The organism is Mesorhizobium sp. UC74_2, assembly GCF_042701485.1.
In the GTDB taxonomy this organism is placed as follows: Bacteria; Pseudomonadota; Alphaproteobacteria; order Rhizobiales; family Rhizobiaceae; genus Mesorhizobium.
In genome coordinates this window covers 3709285-3724762 of sequence record NZ_CP170562.1, presented here as the reverse complement: position 1 = coordinate 3724762, position 15478 = coordinate 3709285, and the positions used below count along the sequence as shown (strand labels likewise).

Annotated in this window: 16 protein-coding genes; 12 read left to right on the top strand and 4 right to left on the bottom strand. The window is 62.4% G+C overall.

Annotation, left to right across the window (positions count from 1 at the left end):
* Nucleotides 1-43: 43 nt before the first annotated feature.
* Nucleotides 44-709 carry a tetratricopeptide repeat protein gene (locus ACFJIU_RS18140; protein WP_379062168.1) on the top strand — a complete coding sequence of 222 codons (666 nt, stop codon included), beginning with the start codon at nt 44-46 and terminating at the stop codon, nt 707-709.
* A gap of 6 nt (nt 710-715) precedes the next feature.
* Complete coding sequence (gene der, locus ACFJIU_RS18135; RefSeq protein WP_379062165.1) at nt 716-2152, top strand: ribosome biogenesis GTPase Der; 1437 nt, start codon at nt 716-718, stop codon at nt 2150-2152.
* Here the strand turns inward: der and ACFJIU_RS18130 are convergent.
* Nucleotides 2149-3063, bottom strand: coding sequence for a LysR substrate-binding domain-containing protein (locus tag ACFJIU_RS18130; RefSeq protein ID WP_379062162.1), 915 nt, complete (start codon nt 3061-3063; stop codon nt 2149-2151). The genes der and ACFJIU_RS18130 overlap by 4 nt on opposite strands.
* A 125-nt stretch (nt 3064-3188) precedes the next feature.
* Here ACFJIU_RS18130 and ACFJIU_RS18125 point away from each other — a divergent pair, with 125 nt between their 5' ends.
* The 7 genes from ACFJIU_RS18125 to ACFJIU_RS18095 all read left to right on the top strand — a co-directional run bounded on the left by ACFJIU_RS18125 (nt 3189) and on the right by ACFJIU_RS18095 (nt 8717).
* Nucleotides 3189-4490 (top strand): MFS transporter, encoded by a 1302-nt coding sequence (locus ACFJIU_RS18125; protein ID WP_379062159.1) that lies wholly within the window; start codon nt 3189-3191, stop codon nt 4488-4490.
* Between the two features lie 122 nt (nt 4491-4612).
* The gene (locus ACFJIU_RS18120; RefSeq protein WP_379062157.1) at nt 4613-5800 is read left to right on the top strand and encodes a cell wall hydrolase; all 1188 of its coding nucleotides are present in this window, start codon (nt 4613-4615) and stop codon (nt 5798-5800) included.
* A gap of 228 nt (nt 5801-6028) precedes the next feature.
* The gene (locus ACFJIU_RS18115; protein ID WP_379062154.1) at nt 6029-6418 is read left to right on the top strand and encodes an AtpZ/AtpI family protein; all 390 of its coding nucleotides are present in this window, start codon (nt 6029-6031) and stop codon (nt 6416-6418) included.
* A 68-nt stretch (nt 6419-6486) separates the two neighbouring features.
* Complete coding sequence (locus ACFJIU_RS18110; RefSeq protein ID WP_379062151.1) at nt 6487-7251, top strand: F0F1 ATP synthase subunit A; 765 nt, start codon at nt 6487-6489, stop codon at nt 7249-7251.
* Between the two features lie 64 nt (nt 7252-7315).
* A complete protein-coding gene (locus ACFJIU_RS18105; protein WP_006206606.1) occupies nt 7316-7540 on the top strand; it encodes a F0F1 ATP synthase subunit C in 225 nt (74 codons plus the stop codon).
* Between the two features lie 74 nt (nt 7541-7614).
* On the top strand, nt 7615-8214 hold the full coding sequence (locus ACFJIU_RS18100) for a F0F1 ATP synthase subunit B (RefSeq protein ID WP_379062148.1): 600 nt from the start codon (nt 7615-7617) through the stop codon (nt 8212-8214).
* Between the two features lie 11 nt (nt 8215-8225).
* The gene (locus ACFJIU_RS18095; protein WP_379062146.1) at nt 8226-8717 is read left to right on the top strand and encodes a F0F1 ATP synthase subunit B; all 492 of its coding nucleotides are present in this window, start codon (nt 8226-8228) and stop codon (nt 8715-8717) included.
* A 100-nt stretch (nt 8718-8817) separates the two neighbouring features.
* On the opposite strand, the gene ACFJIU_RS18090 is transcribed toward ACFJIU_RS18095, so the two are convergent.
* Nucleotides 8818-9489, bottom strand: a complete 672-nt coding sequence (locus tag ACFJIU_RS18090) for a ribonuclease HII (RefSeq protein ID WP_379062144.1) — start codon at nt 9487-9489, stop codon at nt 8818-8820.
* A 171-nt stretch (nt 9490-9660) separates the two neighbouring features.
* Nucleotides 9661-10815 carry a PA0069 family radical SAM protein gene (locus ACFJIU_RS18085; protein ID WP_379062142.1) on the bottom strand — a complete coding sequence of 385 codons (1155 nt, stop codon included), beginning with the start codon at nt 10813-10815 and terminating at the stop codon, nt 9661-9663.
* A 187-nt stretch (nt 10816-11002) separates the two neighbouring features.
* Here ACFJIU_RS18085 and ACFJIU_RS18080 point away from each other — a divergent pair, with 187 nt between their 5' ends.
* Entirely contained in the window at nt 11003-11467 is a 465-nt protein-coding gene (locus ACFJIU_RS18080) for a glycosyl transferase family 2 (RefSeq protein ID WP_379062140.1), read from the top strand.
* An 8-nt stretch (nt 11468-11475) separates the two neighbouring features.
* Here the strand turns inward: ACFJIU_RS18080 and ACFJIU_RS18075 are convergent, their stop codons facing one another.
* Complete coding sequence (locus tag ACFJIU_RS18075) at nt 11476-12504, bottom strand: substrate-binding domain-containing protein (protein ID WP_379062138.1); 1029 nt, start codon at nt 12502-12504, stop codon at nt 11476-11478.
* A 344-nt stretch (nt 12505-12848) separates the two neighbouring features.
* Here ACFJIU_RS18075 and ACFJIU_RS18070 point away from each other — a divergent pair, with 344 nt between their 5' ends.
* A complete protein-coding gene (locus ACFJIU_RS18070; protein WP_379062136.1) occupies nt 12849-14207 on the top strand; it encodes an ABC transporter substrate-binding protein in 1359 nt (452 codons plus the stop codon).
* Nucleotides 14208-14469: 262 nt separating this feature from the next.
* Nucleotides 14470-15477, top strand: coding sequence for a carbohydrate ABC transporter permease (locus ACFJIU_RS18065; RefSeq protein ID WP_379062134.1), 1008 nt, complete (start codon nt 14470-14472; stop codon nt 15475-15477).
* Nucleotide 15478: the final 1 nt, after the last annotated feature.

Below are 15478 nucleotides of genomic sequence, written 5' to 3'. Positions count from 1 at the left end.
TCTTTAGGCTCGGCATTTTGGCCGGGCGGCAACGGTTTGATTGATGTCCGACGACAGTTTTATCCGCGAAGTCAACGAAGAGATCCGCAGCGATCGCGCCAAGGCGCTATGGGACCGCTATGGTCCGGCACTGCTTGTCGCTGCCGTGCTGATCGTGCTGGGCACAGCTGCTTTCGTCGGCTACCGCTATTGGGACACCAGCCGCGCCAACCGTTCCGGCGACGCTTTCTCGCAGGCGCTGACGCTGGCCAATGCCGGCAAGCAGGACGAGGCGCTGACGGCGCTGTCCGCACTGGAAAAGGATGGCTACGGCGCTTATCCGCTGCTGGCCCGCATGCGCGCCGCCACCGTCAAGGCGGATAAGGGCGATTTCGCCGGCGCGGTGAAGGATTTCGATGACGTTGCTGCTGACGGTGCGATCCCTGCTTCGATCCGCGACATCGCACGCCTGCGCGCTGGCCTGCTTCTGGTCGACCACGGCAGCTTCGCCGATGTCTCCAGCCGCGTCGAGGCGCTGACCGCCGACACCAGCCCGTTGCGCCACACCGCGCGTGAGGCGCTCGGCCTGTCTGCCTGGAAGGAAGGCAAGTCCAAGGACGCGCTCAAGCTATTCGAACAGATCTCCGCGGACGAAGGCGCGCCGGGCAATGCCCGCCAGCGTGCCTCGATGATGGCTGATCTGATCCGCGGCTCCGGCAACGCATCGTGATGAGCAATGAGCTTCAAAGTCGCCATCATCGGCCGGCCTAACGTCGGCAAGTCCACGCTTTTCAACCGCCTTGCCGGGCGAAAGCTGGCCCTTGTCGACGACACGCCTGGCGTCACCCGCGATCGTCGCGTTCATCCAGCCAAGCTCTATGACATCACCTTCGATGTGGTCGATACGGCGGGTTTCGAGGACGCGCCAGCGTCGACGCTGCCTGGCCGCATGCGCCAACAGACCGAGATCGCCATCCGCGAAGCCGACCTGATCTTCTTCCTGATGGATGCCAAGGCCGGCCTGATGCCGGACGACCGCACCTTCGCCGAAGTCGTGCGCCGCTCCGGCAAGCCCGTGGTCCTGGTTGCCAACAAGGCGGAAGCCCGCGGTGCCCAGGGCGGCATGCTGGAAGCGTGGGAACTCGGCCTTGGCGAACCGGTGCCGGTTTCGGCGGAACACGGCCAGGGCATGCCCGACCTGCGCGATGCGGTGATCGCGGCACTCGGCGAGGAGCGGGTCTTCGGCGAAGACGAGGACGCCAACGATGAGGTCGCCATCTCCGAGGTGCTGATCGGCGAGGATATTGCTGATCCCGACGCGGAAGATATACCGGCCTACGACGAGGAAAAGCCGCTCCGCATCGCCGTGGTCGGCCGCCCCAATGCCGGAAAGTCGACGCTGATCAATGCACTGATCGGCGAAGAGCGCCTGCTGACCGGCCCGGAGGCCGGCATCACCCGCGATTCCATTTCGGTCGACTGGGACTGGCGCGGGCGCCAGATCAAGCTGTTCGACACGGCCGGCATGCGCCGCAAGGCCAAGGTGCAGGAAAAGCTGGAGAAGCTGTCGGTCCACGACGGCTTGCGTGCCATGCGCTTTGCCGAAGTCGTCATCATCGTGCTCGACGCAACGATTCCTTTCGAGAAGCAGGATCTTCAGATTGCCGACCTGATCATCCGCGAGGGCAGGGCACCCGTCATCGCCTTCAACAAGTGGGATCTCATCGATCATCCGCAGGAAGTGCTGGCGGAACTGCGCGAAAAGACCGAGCGGTTGCTGCCGCAGGCGCGTGGCATGCAGGCAGTCACCGTTTCGGCCGAGACCGGGCGTGGCCTCGACAAGCTGATGGATGCGGTCGTGCGCACCCACAAGGTCTGGAACAGCCGTGTTTCCACCGGCAAGCTGAACCGCTGGCTGGAAGGCATCCTGGCGCATCATCCGCCACCCGCCGTCGCCGGTCGCCGGCTCAAGATCAAATATGTCACGCAGGCCAAGACGCGCCCGCCGGGGTTTGTCGTCTCGTGCTCGCGGCCGGACGCCCTGCCGCAATCCTATGTGCGTTACCTGGTCAACAGCCTGCGCGAATCCTTCGACATGCCGGGCGTGCCGATCCGCATGGCATTGCGCACGTCCGACAATCCCTTCGCCAACCGCGCGAAGAAAAAAGGCTAAGCGACACTTCGCAAACGTGTCTGGCTTTGATCGCCAGGCAGGGCTGCGCGCGCCGCCTGCAGCAGGATGTCGGCCAGCCGTTGCGTGACGGGATCTGCCTCCGCGTCTTTCCGGTGCAGTCGCAATCCGATTTTCGGCAGGGCGGGCAATCCCGACGCTCCGGGTGTTAGGGCTTTCACCGTCGATGGCAGGCCGATGTCGGTGCGGATGGTCAGGCCGAGGCCGGCAGCGACGGCTGCCCAGATGCCGGCAAGGCTTGGGCTGGAAAAGGCCAGTCGCCATGCCCGGTCGGCGCGGTCGAGCCTCTCGGTCGCGATCGTGCGCAGCAGGCAGGGCGCTTCCAGGGACACCAGCGGCAGCGCTGAACCGTGCCAGTCCGCGATGTCGAAATTGGCCGGTCCGATCCAGCGCAACTGCACATCGGCGACCGGATCGCTGTTGGGCAGCGCCGCACCATTGTCCCATGCCAGTGCCAGATCGAGGTTACCGGCCACCACGCGCTCAGCCAGTTCCTGGCTGCGGGTGATCCTGGCTTCGATCTTCACCTTGGGGTGGGCGCGTGCGAAGCGGCCGAGCACCTGCGGCAACACCATTTCGCCGAAGTCCTCCTGCAGCCCGAGCCGTACCCAGCCTTCCAGTTCAACGTCGCGCACGGCGGCTGCCGCTTCATCGTTGAGGTCGATCAGCCGGCGGGCGTAGCCGAGCATGGCCTCGCCCGCTTCCGTCAGTGTCAGCCCACGTCCGGCCTTGCGGAAGAGGGCAGTGTTCGCCTGTTCTTCGAGTTTCTTGAGCTGAGCACTCACTGCCGACGTTGACCGGCCGAGGCGTTCCGATGCCCTTGCGAAGCTGCCGAGTTCCATGCCGGTAACGAAACTGCGCAAAGCGTCGAGATCAAAGGTGGTGCGGCTCATGCGATTAATCCCGGTTTTCAGGACTATTTGTCAAAAACTTCCTGATTTTTCGGATGAAGCTATGGGTGTAGTCAGGTTTCGTCAAGGCCGCTGTCGGGCGGCATGCCGAAACAAGGACACCGGGAATGTCGATAGACCACCTCTCGCCGCAAGCAGGCGCCTGCGCCGTAGCGGATAGCCTCACCACTGGTCCGCAGTTTGCTGCGGGCCATCGCTGGAAAGTGCTGGGTGTCGGCGTCGCCGCCAATGCCTGCTTTTCGATGATCTTCGCCGGCCTGCCCAGCACCGCCGTCGCGATGCGGAGCGACTACTATCTTTCCAATTCCGACCTTGGCCTGGTGCTGGGCTGTCTTGGTCTTGGTGTTGCCCTCAGTGAATTGCCCTGGGGCCTGCTCACCGATCGCTGGGGTGATCGTCGCGTGCTGCTGGCCGGGCTCGGCTCCCTGGTGGTTTGGCTCGTGCTGATGCTCACCTGGCTCGTGCCGTCGCAGGCCTATGCTCCGACAGTTCCTTTCCTGGCCGCCAATATGCTGGTCGTCGGCCTGCTTGGCGGAAGCGTCAACGGCTCCAGCGGCCGCGCGATCATGGCATGGTTCAGCGAAGGCGAACGCGGCTTCGCCATGAGCATCCGGCAGACCGCGATTCCGCTCGGCGGCGGTCTCGGCGCCTTGTTGCTGCCGTCGCTGGCCGAAGCCCTTGGCTTCGCGGCGGTCTATGCAGTGCTGGCCGTAGCAGCGGCGGTCTGCACTTTTTTTGCCTGGCTCTGGCTGCATGAGCCGCAGTCGCATCGGGCGGCGAAGCCTGCTTTGTCTTCGGCGAAGGTCGCGACCGCTCCCTTGCGTAGTGTCGCCATCTGGCGTCTTGCCATGGCCGTCGGCGTTCTCTGCTTTCCGCAGGTGGCGGTGCTGACCTTCACCACGGTGTTCCTGCACGACTTTGCCGGCATCGGCACGCTCGTCACCAGTGCATCACTGGCTGCTGTCCAGATCGGTGCGATGGTGATGCGCGTCTGGAGTGGGCGCTGGACCGACCGCCATCGCAACCGCCGCGCCTATCTGCGTTTCTGCGCGCTGTTGAGTGGGATCGCCTTCGCCGTCCTGGCGCTGCTGGTCATGCTCTCCGGTATTGCTTCGGTAAGCAGCATGGGGCTTGCCGCCGCGCTCGTTGCCACTTTGGTGTTCGCCGGCATCAGCGTCTCGTCGTGGCATGGCGTCGCCTATGCCGAGATTGCCACGCTGGCCGGGGCCGACCATGCCGGAAGCGCGCTCGGCCTTGCCAATACACTGGTTTTCATCGGCTTTTTCCTGGTGCCGCTGTCGATCCCCCATCTCCTGGCGGCAACGTCCTGGGCCGGCATCTGGATGGCCGCGGCGGCATGTGCGCTGGTTGCCTGGCCGATCCTGCTGAAGCCTGAAGCGCGGGCTTGAGACGGCAGCACCAGCAGGCGTCCCGGTTTCGGACAGATGGTCGGCCGATCGTTAACCGACCATCAAGGTTAATGCTTCATTTTGTTTTCCAGTGGCTTTTGATCAGCGTCCTGGAGAGTTCCGTGCATCGACGAATCGCAAAGCGGCTTCTTGCCGCCGCCGGCGACCGCAAAAGCTCCCTCCTGCCTCCACTCGCCGTTGGTCTTGGTATCTGGATCGGTTTTCCCACCGCGGTTGCCTATCAGGACATGACCAGCCTGATCTCCGGCCTCGAATCCTCAAATGCCCGCTGGAACGCCTATGTGCAGAAGGCCGCTGCCGGCTCCATCCATGCGGCCGAATTGCCCTTCGTCGACAAGGATGCCGTCACCGGGTCGCTCGCCGGCTCGGGCGTTCAATTGCCCGGTATCGGCACCGTCGCTTTCAGCGGTAAGGTCGCCAAGACCGGAGAAGTTTCCGACGAAGGCCGTGTGCAACGCGCGGACAAGAAGGGCCGCATCGTCAAGATCGCTCCGGTCGCGCCGCCGAAGAACTTTTCCGCCGGCTCTATTTTCCAGCGCACGTCCTCGCTGCTGCGGCCGAGTCTGGACAGTGGGTTGAAACTCGCCTTCGCCAAGCCCGACATCAAGGGCAAGGAAGTCCAGATCGCTTCGGCTTTCCACCTGCGTGAAGAAAAGAAGAAGGATGACGGCGTGCCGACGATGCTGGCAAGCCTCGTCAACAACAACAACGCCGATGTCCTTGCCACTGCTTACGCGCCTGCCGAGCCAGACTACGCAAAGGCATCGCCTTTCGAAGCGCTGTTGCAGGATGAAAAGCCGGCCGGCGGACGTTTCATCCCACCGCTGGGCAAAGGCGACCATGCCTGGATGCAGACCCCATTGCCGGCTTCGGTATTCTCGCAGCCTGAGCAGAAATGCCTCGCCAACGGGATCTATTTCGAGGCGCGCAGCGAATCGCTGCGCGGCCAGGCCGCCGTCGCCCAGGTCATCCTCAACCGCGTCCGCAATCCGGCCTATCCGAAGTCGATCTGCGGCGTCGTCTACCAGAATGACGACTGGCTGAACCGCTGCCAGTTCTCCTTCGCCTGCGACGGTCGTCGCAAGCGCATCACGGAGCCGCAGAACTACAAGGTTGCGCAGGAAATCGGCATGGCCGTCACCGCCGGCAAGATCTTCCTGCCTGAAGTCGGTTCCTCGACTCATTATTACGCCGCCTATGTGAGCCCTGGCTGGGCGCGTGCGATGAAGAAGATGACCAGGATCGGCCTGCACATCTTCTATCGCACCTATGGCGGCGGCTGGAGCTGACCGCAGCACACCCGAGTTGGGCTCGGTCGAAGGGGTGGATTCTCTCCCTTGCCTGTCCACTTCATGCCGGGCACGATGTCGCACTTGCTTAACTGATTGATTTAGCAGCGGAAAATACTTGCCGACAAAGCTTCCCCCTCGGCTTGACGGGGGGATGGCCTCTAACTATGTTGCCCGCGACTTGAAAGCGGGCGAACGGCGACGTTTTGGCCGGGTAGGGAGGTTACGATGGCCGATAAGCCAGACGGAACCGGACGGACAGGCGGCGACGGCAAGCCGGGCTTTCACGACGATGATCTTGAGCGCCGCCGGCGCGCCCTTGAAGCAGGTCTTGCGACAAGGCATCCGGGCAGGGGCCAGGGGGAAGAAGCAGCGAATGCCGGTCGTACCAGCGGGTATGGTCAGGCTTTCAAGCTATCGAGCGAGTTCATTGCCGGCATTGCCGTCGGCACCGGGCTTGGCTGGATGGTCGATCGTCTGGCGGGTTCATCGCCCTGGGGGTTGATCGTCGGCTTGCTGCTCGGCTTCGGAGCCGGCATATTGAATGTGCTGCGCTCTGCGGGATCTATCGCCGAGTTCGGACAGGGCGGAAAAAGCCCGGACGAACCGAAGAAATGAAATGCGGCCTCGTACCGAAGCCGACATGAACGCAAAAAGCCTGAAGTGGCTTTCGAGAGGGTTAGAAAGTGGCAGCAGCTGACAAGGTCGATCCGATCCATCAGTTCCACATCAACAACATCGTTCCGCTTAACATCGGCGGCTATGATGTTTCTTTCACCAATTCCGCGCTGTTCATGGTCGTCACCGTGGTGCTGGCGTCGGGTTTCCTTCTCCTGACCACCTCGGGACGTGCGCTGATCCCGACCCGCCTGCAGTCGGTGTCGGAAATGTCCTATGAATTCGTCGCCTCGATGCTGCGCGATTCAGCCGGCTCGCACGGCATGAAGTTCTTCCCGCTGGTGTTCTCGCTGTTCATGTTCGTGCTGACCGCGAACCTGCTCGGCCTGTTCCCTTACTTCTTCACCGTCACCACCCACATCATCGTCACCTTCGCGCTAGCCGCGCTGGTGATCGGAACCGTGATCCTCTACGGTTTCTACAAGCATGGCTTCGGCTTCCTGAAGCTGTTCGTTCCTAGCGGTGTGCCTGGTGTTCTGCTGCCGCTGGTGGTTGCGATCGAGGTCATCTCGTTCCTCTCGCGCCCGATCAGCCTCTCCGTCCGTCTTTTCGCCAACATGCTGGCCGGTCACATCACGCTCAAGGTCTTCGCCGGTTTCGTGGTGACCCTGACTTCGATGGGTGCCGTCGGCATTGCCGGTGCGGTGCTGCCGCTGATCATGACGGTCGCCATCACCGCGCTCGAAATCCTGGTCGCTTTCCTGCAGGCCTACGTCTTCGCGGTGTTGACCTGCATGTATCTCAACGACGCCGTCCATCCGGGCGGACACTGACGAATACCCGGCGCAACCCGCCGGCCAATCCAAGCAATCCAGATTCATCAAGGAGTTAATTGAAATGGACGCTGAAGCCGCAAAGTACATCGGTGCTGGTATCGCTTGCCTGGGCATGGGCGGCGCAGGCATCGGCCTCGGCAACATCTTCGGCAGCTACCTGGCTGGCGCTCTGCGTAACCCGTCGGCTGCTGACGGCCAGTTCGGCCGCCTGATTTTCGGCTTCGCCGTGACGGAAGCTCTGGGCATCTTCTCGCTGCTCATCGCCCTGCTGGCGCTGTTCGGCTGATACAGACCTGATGCCGGCCGGTGGCTGTTCTGCTGCCGGCCTGACTTTCGGGCAAGAATGACAGGAACCACGAGATGTTCGTGACACCAGCCTATGCTGAAGAGGCCGCGCCTGCCGCTGCCGGCGACCATGCCGCGCAAGGCCAGACGCACGCCGGCACTGAAGTGCCAGCCGAAGGCGGCCATGGCGGAAATACCTTCCCGCCTTTCAATCCAGCCACCTTCTCCTCGCAGCTGTTCTGGCTGGTGATCACCTTCGGCCTGTTCTACATCTTCCTGAAGAAGGTCGTGATGCCGCGTCTCGGCGGCATTCTTGAAGTGCGCTCCAACCGCATCGCTCAGGATCTCGACCAGGCGGCCAAGCTGAAAGGCGAGGCGGATGCCGCGGTTGCTGCTTATGAGCAGGAGCTGGCGGAGGCCAAGGCCAACGCCAACACGATCGGCCAGAAGTCCCGCGACGAAGCCAAGGCGGAAGCTGAGACGGCTCGCAAGAGTGTCGAAGCCGGCCTCGAGAAGAAGCTGGCCGAAGCCGAAGAGCGCATCACCGCGATCAAGACAAGCGCCATGAAGGATGTCGGCTCGATCGCCGAGACGACCGCCTCCGCCATTCTCGACAGCCTGGTCGGCAAGTCCGACAAGGCCGAAGTGGCTGCCGCTGTCAAAGCCGCTCGCTGAGGAGACCCGTCATGGACGCCACATCTCTCGCGACAGTCTGGGCAACGATTTCGCTGTTCATCCTGCTCGGAGCCATGGTCTATCTCAAGGTTCCGGGTACGCTGGCGAAGTCGCTCGACAGCCGCGCCGACAAGATCCGCTCCGAACTGGACGAAGCCCGCAAGCTGCGCGAAGAAGCGCAGGCGCTGCTGGCCGAATACCAGAAGAAGCGCAAGGAAGCCGAGAAGGAAGCCGCCGACATCGTCGAGGCTGCCAAGCGCGAGGCCAAGGCCTTTGCCGAGGAAGCGCACAAGAAGACCGAGGATTATGTTTCGCGTCGTACCGCGGTTGCCGAGCAGAAGATCGGCCAGGCCGAGCGCGAGGCGATTGCCGAGGTTCGCGCCAGCGCGGTCGACCTGGCGGTTGAGGCTGCCCGCGCCGTTCTCGCAGGCAAGGTCGACGCCAAGGCTGCTGCCGATCTGTTCAAGAGCTCGCTTCAGGACGTGAAGTCCAAGCTCAACTGAGCCGTCCACTCGATGGATATTTAAAAAGCCGCTGGGGAAACCCGGCGGCTTTTTTCATGTCGTTGGAATGCTTTCAAAGCATGCCATTCCAAATGGGTGTTCAGTCTTCAACTGCTACAGCATCGAGACGAAATGGCGCAAAGGAGATCCGGTGCAGTCGCTGCAGCGGGCCGTGTGCCGCGATAGCCGAGCGATGACGCGCCGTGGCGTAACCCATATGCACCTCGAAGCCATAATGCTCATGGCGACGACCGCAGCCGGTCATCATGCGGTCGCGCATCACCTTGGCGACGATCGAAGCGGCCGCGATCGACTGCGAGCGTTGATCTCCCTTGATCAGCGCACGGCCCTCGCAGGGCAGGCCTGGAGGAATGTCGCGGCCGTCGGCCAGCGCCAGCTTTGGCTGTAGTGAAAGCCCGTTGAGCGATCTCCGCATCGCTTCCAGGCTCGCGCGCAGGATGTTGGAGCCGTCGATGCCCTCGGCACAGATCGAGGCCATGCCGATTGCGTGCGCCTTGGCCAGGATCACTTCGAACAGTGCCTCGCGCTGCGGCAGTGTCAGCCGTTTTGAATCATCCAGGCCTTCGGGAATGTCGTCGGGATTGAGCACCACCGCGGCAGCAACAACAGGACCTGCGAGTGGCCCGCGTCCCGCCTCGTCCATGCCCGCAACCGGCCACAGGCCTTGCGCAATGGCCTTCTTCTCGATCGAGAAGTCCGGCTTTTCGACGATTTCGAACAAGAGCGGAGAATCAGGACGCATGCGAGCCATAATACGGCGAAGACTCGCACCCGTCCCGATTCTCCGCAAGCCCTCAGGCCAGCCGGGGTAGCTGGCGGAGGGCACCGTCTGACGGCCGGGGGACAGGGCCGGACGGGATCCTGGCCCCGAGCACATGTATCAGTGCCCGGGAGAGCGGCAGGGCGAGCCTGCCACTGTGGTCTACAGCAGCGTCAGCTGCTCGAACGGACGCGCGGCCGGAACGAACTGGTCCGTCCTCAATTGCCGGCGCTCGAGATTGAAACCGAGCCGCTTGGCGGCGATCTCGAAACGCCGGCCGATCTGCCAGGCATAGGGGCCGGCACCCTTCATGCGCTTGCCCCATTCCGAATCGTAGTCCTTGCCGTCGCGCATCGACCGGATCAGCGACATCACGTGCCGGTAGCGATCGGGATAGTGACGCAGCAGCCAATCCTTGAAGATCGGGCTGACTTCCAGAGGCAGCCGCAGCACCACGTATCCGGCCTCCCGTGCACCGGCGGCATAGGCGGAATCGAGAATGCGCTCGATCTCGGGGTCAGTGAGGCCGGGAACGATCGGCGCCACCATCACGGAGGCAGGGATGCCGGCGTCCGACAATTGCCGGATGGCTTCCAGCCGCTTCGTCGGTGTCGATGCGCGCGGCTCCATGGTGCGGGCGAGCATGCGATCCAGCGTCGTCACGGACAGCGCGACCTTGGCCAGGCCACGCTCGGCCATGCGGGACAGGATGTCGATGTCGCGTGTCACCAGTGCAGATTTGGTGACGATGCCGACAGGATGGCCGCGGGCTTCCAGCACTTCCAGGACTTCGCGCATGATCCGGTACTGCCGTTCGATCGGCTGGTACGGATCGGTATTTGTGCCGATGGCGATTGTGCGTGGCTGGTAGCCCTCCTTCGACAGTTCCTTGTCGAGCAGGCGTGCTGCGTCCGGCTTGGCAAACAGCTTGGCCTCGAAGTCGAGCCCGGCCGAAAGGCCCATGAAGGCGTGCGTTGGCCGTGCAAAACAATAGACACAGCCATGTTCACAGCCTCGATAGGGATTGATCGACCGATCGAAGGAGATGTCGGGCGATTCATTTCGCGTGATGATGGTGCGCGGCTTCTCCACCTGCACCTCGGTCTTGAACGGCGGCAACTCCTCGAGTGACTCCCAGCCGTCGTCGAAGACATGGCGGCTGACCGGCTCGAAGCGCCCCGAGGGGTTGATGCCGGCCGAGCGGCCGCGATTGCGCTCGGGGCGCACGCGCATTCCGCTCTGGTCAAGGATGGCATTCGCCATCTCTGCCCTTCCTGCGCCGAAAGCGGCAATGTCGGCACGCACAACCTGTTCCATCTTGGCTCTTTCCCAGGGGCTCTCTGCAGGGCGTCGAATCGCTGTCCTCATGAAATTATTCCTATCTCTGTTTTGAGAACAAATCAAGAACTCTGATGGGTGAAGGTGGCTGGCGCCGATCGTGGCTTTCCGCTATTCGGCAGGAATGCTCAGTGTTCTGATCGAAACGCGAAACAACGAAGAGGGCTTGGCGCGCACCCTGGCGTCGCTGGTCGGCGGTGTCGTCGAAGGCATGGTGCGCGAAGTGATCGTCTGCGATCTCGGCTCGACCGATCAGACCGCCAAGGTGGCCGAGCACGCGGGCTGCCGCCATCTGACAGCTGGCGGCATCGGCGCCGGCATCGCCGCGGCGAAGGGCGACTGGTTGCTGTTCCTGGAGCCGGGGGCGAGGCTCGTCGAGGGCTGGGCAGATGTCGTCGCCGACCATATCGCGCACTCTGGCAAGCCGGCACGGTTTTCATCGGCTCGCGGCGCTCGCTCGCACTGGATCAGGAGGTTGTTTTCGCGGCGGAATGCCGTTGCCAACGGCCTTGTCATCAGTCGCAAACAGGCGGCGGCATCACAGCTGGCGGCAAACGGGGCGCAGGCGCTTGCCGCCAGCGTGCGCGCCGCGTCGTTGCCGGCGGATATCTGGCCGGCTCCCGGGCGCTAGAGCCAGGGTCACGTACCGGCTGGCGCGCCGGCGATCGATCCCCTGACAACGAGGTCGACGGGCCAGACCTCGCCGCGCGCGCCATCCTCCAGGCCGGACAGTCGCGCGATCAGCCGCTCCGCCACCCTGGCGCCTGCAGCCCGGATCGAGGAGCGGGTCGTCGACAGCGGCACCGAGAAATTCTCCGGCTTCAGCCAGGAGAACACGTCGTCATGCGCAATCAGCGACAGGTCGCCTGGTATGGTGAGGCCGAGCTCACGAACCGCCCGTGCGATGCCCAGCGACATGATGAGGCTGGAACACAGGATAGCCGTCGGTGCAGCATCGCCCTCAAGCAGGCGTCGAGCTGCGCGATAGCCATTTTCTTCGGTCATCACGGTCGAAGAGATTCGATGGTCGGGCAAGACGAGACCACTGCCGGAGAGCGCGCGCCGCATCCCACGCTCGCGGTGTATTGCGAATGTCTCCCTGTCGTCGCCATTGATCAATGCGATACGCTGGTGGCCGAGCTGTATCAGCAGACGGGTTGCTTCATGGAACGCACCCTCATTATCGATGTCGAGATAGGGGTAGTCGAAATCAAAGCCGTCGCTGCGCCCATGCACCAGGAAGGGCAGGCCGAGCGTGTCGAGCAGGGCGACACGGCTGTCTTGCGGGCGCGGCGAGGAGACATAGACGGCGTCCACCTGCTTGTTGGCCACGATGCGTCGATAGGTGGTTTCCTGCTCCTCGGCATCGGCGGGCGACAGCACGAGGTCAAGTTCATGCGCGCGGGCATAGTCGCCCAGTCCGGACAGGAACTCGACGAAATGCGGGTCGATGTCGACAGCCGAACCCGTTGGCAGGACGTAGCCGATCATGCCGGTCTTGCCGGTGGCCAGTCGACGCGCGGAGGGGTTGGGACGATAGCCGTGGCGCTTGGCGGCGTCGACGACCCTCCGGCGTGTTTGCTCATTGACTTCGGGATAGCCGTTCAGCGCGCGGCTCACCGTGGTCTGAGACAGCTCCAGCATCTGCGATAGCTGCTTGAGGTTCAATTGCGCCTCCCAAAGCGCTTGGAGAGCCTTCTCGGCCTTGTCGGCCAAGTCTGCAAAGAGGACTACATTAGGTCCAAGTGATGCGGCTTTGAAGTGAATTTGCTGCTGCAATGCCGAAAAACCATGCTGCAATGCGATTTTCACGCCATGTTTCAGTCATTTAAATCGATTAATTGTGGTTACCCTTGACTCTTTCTGGTTTCGGTGGCGAGATGTGCAAAGCCAAAGCGCTTTGAATGCCGGTTTCGGAAGGTTGCAGACCTTTCCGGGCTCGGGCACAGTCAGGTGACGTCGGCGGCGGAATGGAGGTTCCGTCGGTATCCGATCCAGAGGGAGGATTGCAGATGAAGAAGCTTTTGTTGCTGGGCACGGCGTTTGCCGCGCTGGCCCTTGCCGTGCCTGCACACGCCGCCGAGCTGAAATTCAAGCCTGGCGAGGATTCCAAATTCAACTGGGCCAATTACGAGGACCTGAAGAAAGTCGATCTCAAGGGCGAGACGCTGACCGTCTTCGGCCCGTGGCGCGGTCCGGACGAGACGCAGTTCCAGTCCGTCCTGGATTACTTCCGCGAGGCGACCGGAGTGACCATCAATTATTCCTCGTCGGAAAACTACGAACAGCAGATCGTCATCGACACGCAGGCCGGCAGCCCACCCAACATCGCCATTCTTCCGCAGCCGGGTCTTATCCAGGATCTCGCGTCGAAGGGCATGCTGACGCCGCTGGACGATGCCACTGCCGCCTATGTGAAGGACAATTACGGCGCCGGCCAAAGCTGGGTCGATCTCGGCACCTACAAGGACAAGGATGGCAACGCCAAGTTCTTTGCCTATCCCTGGAAACAGGACCTGAAATCGATGGTCTGGTACGTGCCGGAGAATTTCGAGGAGAGCGGCTACAAGGTCCCCGAGACCTGGGAAGACATGATGGCTCTTTCCGAAAAGATCATTGCCGACGGCGGTGTACCATGGTGCATCGGTCTCGGCTCCGGCGGTGCCACCGGCTGGCCGGCCACCGACTGGGTCGAAGACATCATGTTGCGCACGGTCAAGCCCGACGTCTATGTCAAGTGGACCAAGAACGAGGTTCCGTTCACCGATCCGCAGGTCGTCAACGCCCTGAAGGTCTTCAACGACATCGTGCAGAACCCGAAAATGGTCGATGGCGGTACCGCCGCGGTCGCGGCGACAGACTTCCGCGATTCACCCAAGGGTCTCTTCAGCGTACCGCCGAAATGCTACATGCACCGCATGGCGTCGTTCATCCCGTCCTTCTTCCCGGAAGGCAAGAAACTTGGCGAGGATGCCGACTTCTTCTACCTGCCGCCGATGGCAGCTCACGCGGACCTCGGCAAGCCGGTGCTGGGCGCAGGCACTTTCGCGATGGTCACCAAGGACTCCAAGGCGGCCCGCGCCTTCATCGAGTTCCTGAAGATGCCACTGTCGCATGAGATCTGGATGGCGCAGTCCGGCTTCCTTTCGGCTCTGAAGACAACGAAGCCGGAAGCTTATGCCAACGACATCCTAAGGCGTGAAGGCGAGGTGCTGCTGAACGCTTCGACCTTCGGTTTCGACGGGTCGGACCTGATGCCCGGCAAGATCGGCGCCGGTTCGTTCTGGACCGGTATGATCGACATGGTCGGCGGCAAGGCTCCCGACGCGGTTGCGGCCGATATCCAGAAGAGCTGGGACGGTATTAAGTAATCCAGGAGTGCGGCCTCCCAAGGCATGCCGGTCCGGGCAAATTGGCCCCGGATCGGCCTGAGGATACGAGGTCGGGGAAGGGGAAACGGCAACGGTCCGGTGGCGTGCCTGCGCTGCCCGGTCTTGGCGCTGGCACAGAGCGTTTCCGCTTTTCGCGGAAACGCGGGAACACTCTGACTGTTGTTTCTACGCAATTCCGGTCGCAAAAGCGCTGCGCACTTTTGCTGGAATTGCTCTGGATCCGTAGCGAGGGGAGGAACCCATGGCGGCACAGATCTTTTCGGCCATTCTTGTGATTTTTATCGGCGTCGGCGGCTGCGTCGCCTATTTCTGGGGCGCCAACAAATTTGTCGATCTCATCTTTCCCTCAAGGGGCGTCAGCGGCCAGGCGGCGATCGACAATCTGCGCCGGCAGGGACTGATCCGGCCCTGGCTGTTCATCGGGCCGGCACTGATCCTCCTGGTCACCTATCTCATCTATCCTGTCATCAGCACGCTCATCACCTCGTTCCAGGACAAGTCGGGTCATGGTTTCGTCGGGCTCGCGAACTACCAATGGGCATTCGGCGACGGGCAGTTCCGCAACTCGATCTTCAACAATCTGCTGTGGCTGCTTGTCGTGCCGGCCGCCTGCACCTTCCTCGGCCTTGTCATCGCCGTGCTCACCGACAAGATCTGGTGGGGCACGATCGCCAAATCGCTGATCTTCCTGCCGCTCGCCATCTCCTTTGTCGGCGCGAGCGTGATCTGGAAGTTCATCTACGAATATCGCGGTGAGGGGCAGGTGCAGATCGGCGCACTCAATGCACTCGTGCAGTGGCTCGGTGGTGATCCGCAGGTATGGATCTCGATGCCGTTCTGGAACAACTTCTTCCTGATGATCATCCTGATCTGGATCCAGACCGGTTTCGCCATGGTCATCCTCTCCTCGGCGTTGCGCGGCATCCCGGAGGAGACCATCGAGGCGGCCGTCATCGACGGCGCCAACCCTTTCCAGATATTCTGGAAGATCATGATCCCGCAGATCTGGGGCACGATCATCGTGGTGTGGACCACCATCACCATCCTGGTGCTCAAGGTCTTCGACATCGTGCTGACCATGACCAACGGGCAATGGAACAGCCAGGTGCTCGCCAATCTGATGTTCGACTGGATGTTCCGGGGCGGTGGTGATTTCGGCAAGGGCGCGACCATTGCGGTCATCATCATGATCGCCGTCCTGCCCATCATGATCTGGAACATCCGCCAGGCAAACCGGGAGGGCTTGTGAG

What these genes read in the sequence shown, in the direction of transcription:
- ACFJIU_RS18140 (WP_379062168.1), top strand. Translation starts at nt 44, where the DNA reads ATGTCCGACGACAGTTTTATCCGCGAAGTCAACGAAGAGATCCGCAGC.
- der (WP_379062165.1), top strand. Translation starts at nt 716, where the DNA reads ATGAGCTTCAAAGTCGCCATCATCGGCCGGCCTAACGTCGGCAAGTCC.
- ACFJIU_RS18130 (WP_379062162.1), bottom strand. Translation starts at nt 3,063, where the DNA reads ATGAGCCGCACCACCTTTGATCTCGACGCTTTGCGCAGTTTCGTTACC.
- ACFJIU_RS18125 (WP_379062159.1), top strand. Translation starts at nt 3,189, where the DNA reads ATGTCGATAGACCACCTCTCGCCGCAAGCAGGCGCCTGCGCCGTAGCG.
- ACFJIU_RS18115 (WP_379062154.1), top strand. Translation starts at nt 6,029, where the DNA reads ATGGCCGATAAGCCAGACGGAACCGGACGGACAGGCGGCGACGGCAAG.
- ACFJIU_RS18105 (WP_006206606.1), top strand. Translation starts at nt 7,316, where the DNA reads ATGGACGCTGAAGCCGCAAAGTACATCGGTGCTGGTATCGCTTGCCTG.
- ACFJIU_RS18100 (WP_379062148.1), top strand. Translation starts at nt 7,615, where the DNA reads ATGTTCGTGACACCAGCCTATGCTGAAGAGGCCGCGCCTGCCGCTGCC.
- ACFJIU_RS18095 (WP_379062146.1), top strand. Translation starts at nt 8,226, where the DNA reads ATGGACGCCACATCTCTCGCGACAGTCTGGGCAACGATTTCGCTGTTC.
- ACFJIU_RS18090 (WP_379062144.1), bottom strand. Translation starts at nt 9,489, where the DNA reads ATGGCTCGCATGCGTCCTGATTCTCCGCTCTTGTTCGAAATCGTCGAA.
- ACFJIU_RS18085 (WP_379062142.1), bottom strand. Translation starts at nt 10,815, where the DNA reads ATGGAACAGGTTGTGCGTGCCGACATTGCCGCTTTCGGCGCAGGAAGG.
- ACFJIU_RS18070 (WP_379062136.1), top strand. Translation starts at nt 12,849, where the DNA reads ATGAAGAAGCTTTTGTTGCTGGGCACGGCGTTTGCCGCGCTGGCCCTT.
- ACFJIU_RS18065 (WP_379062134.1), top strand. Translation starts at nt 14,470, where the DNA reads ATGGCGGCACAGATCTTTTCGGCCATTCTTGTGATTTTTATCGGCGTC.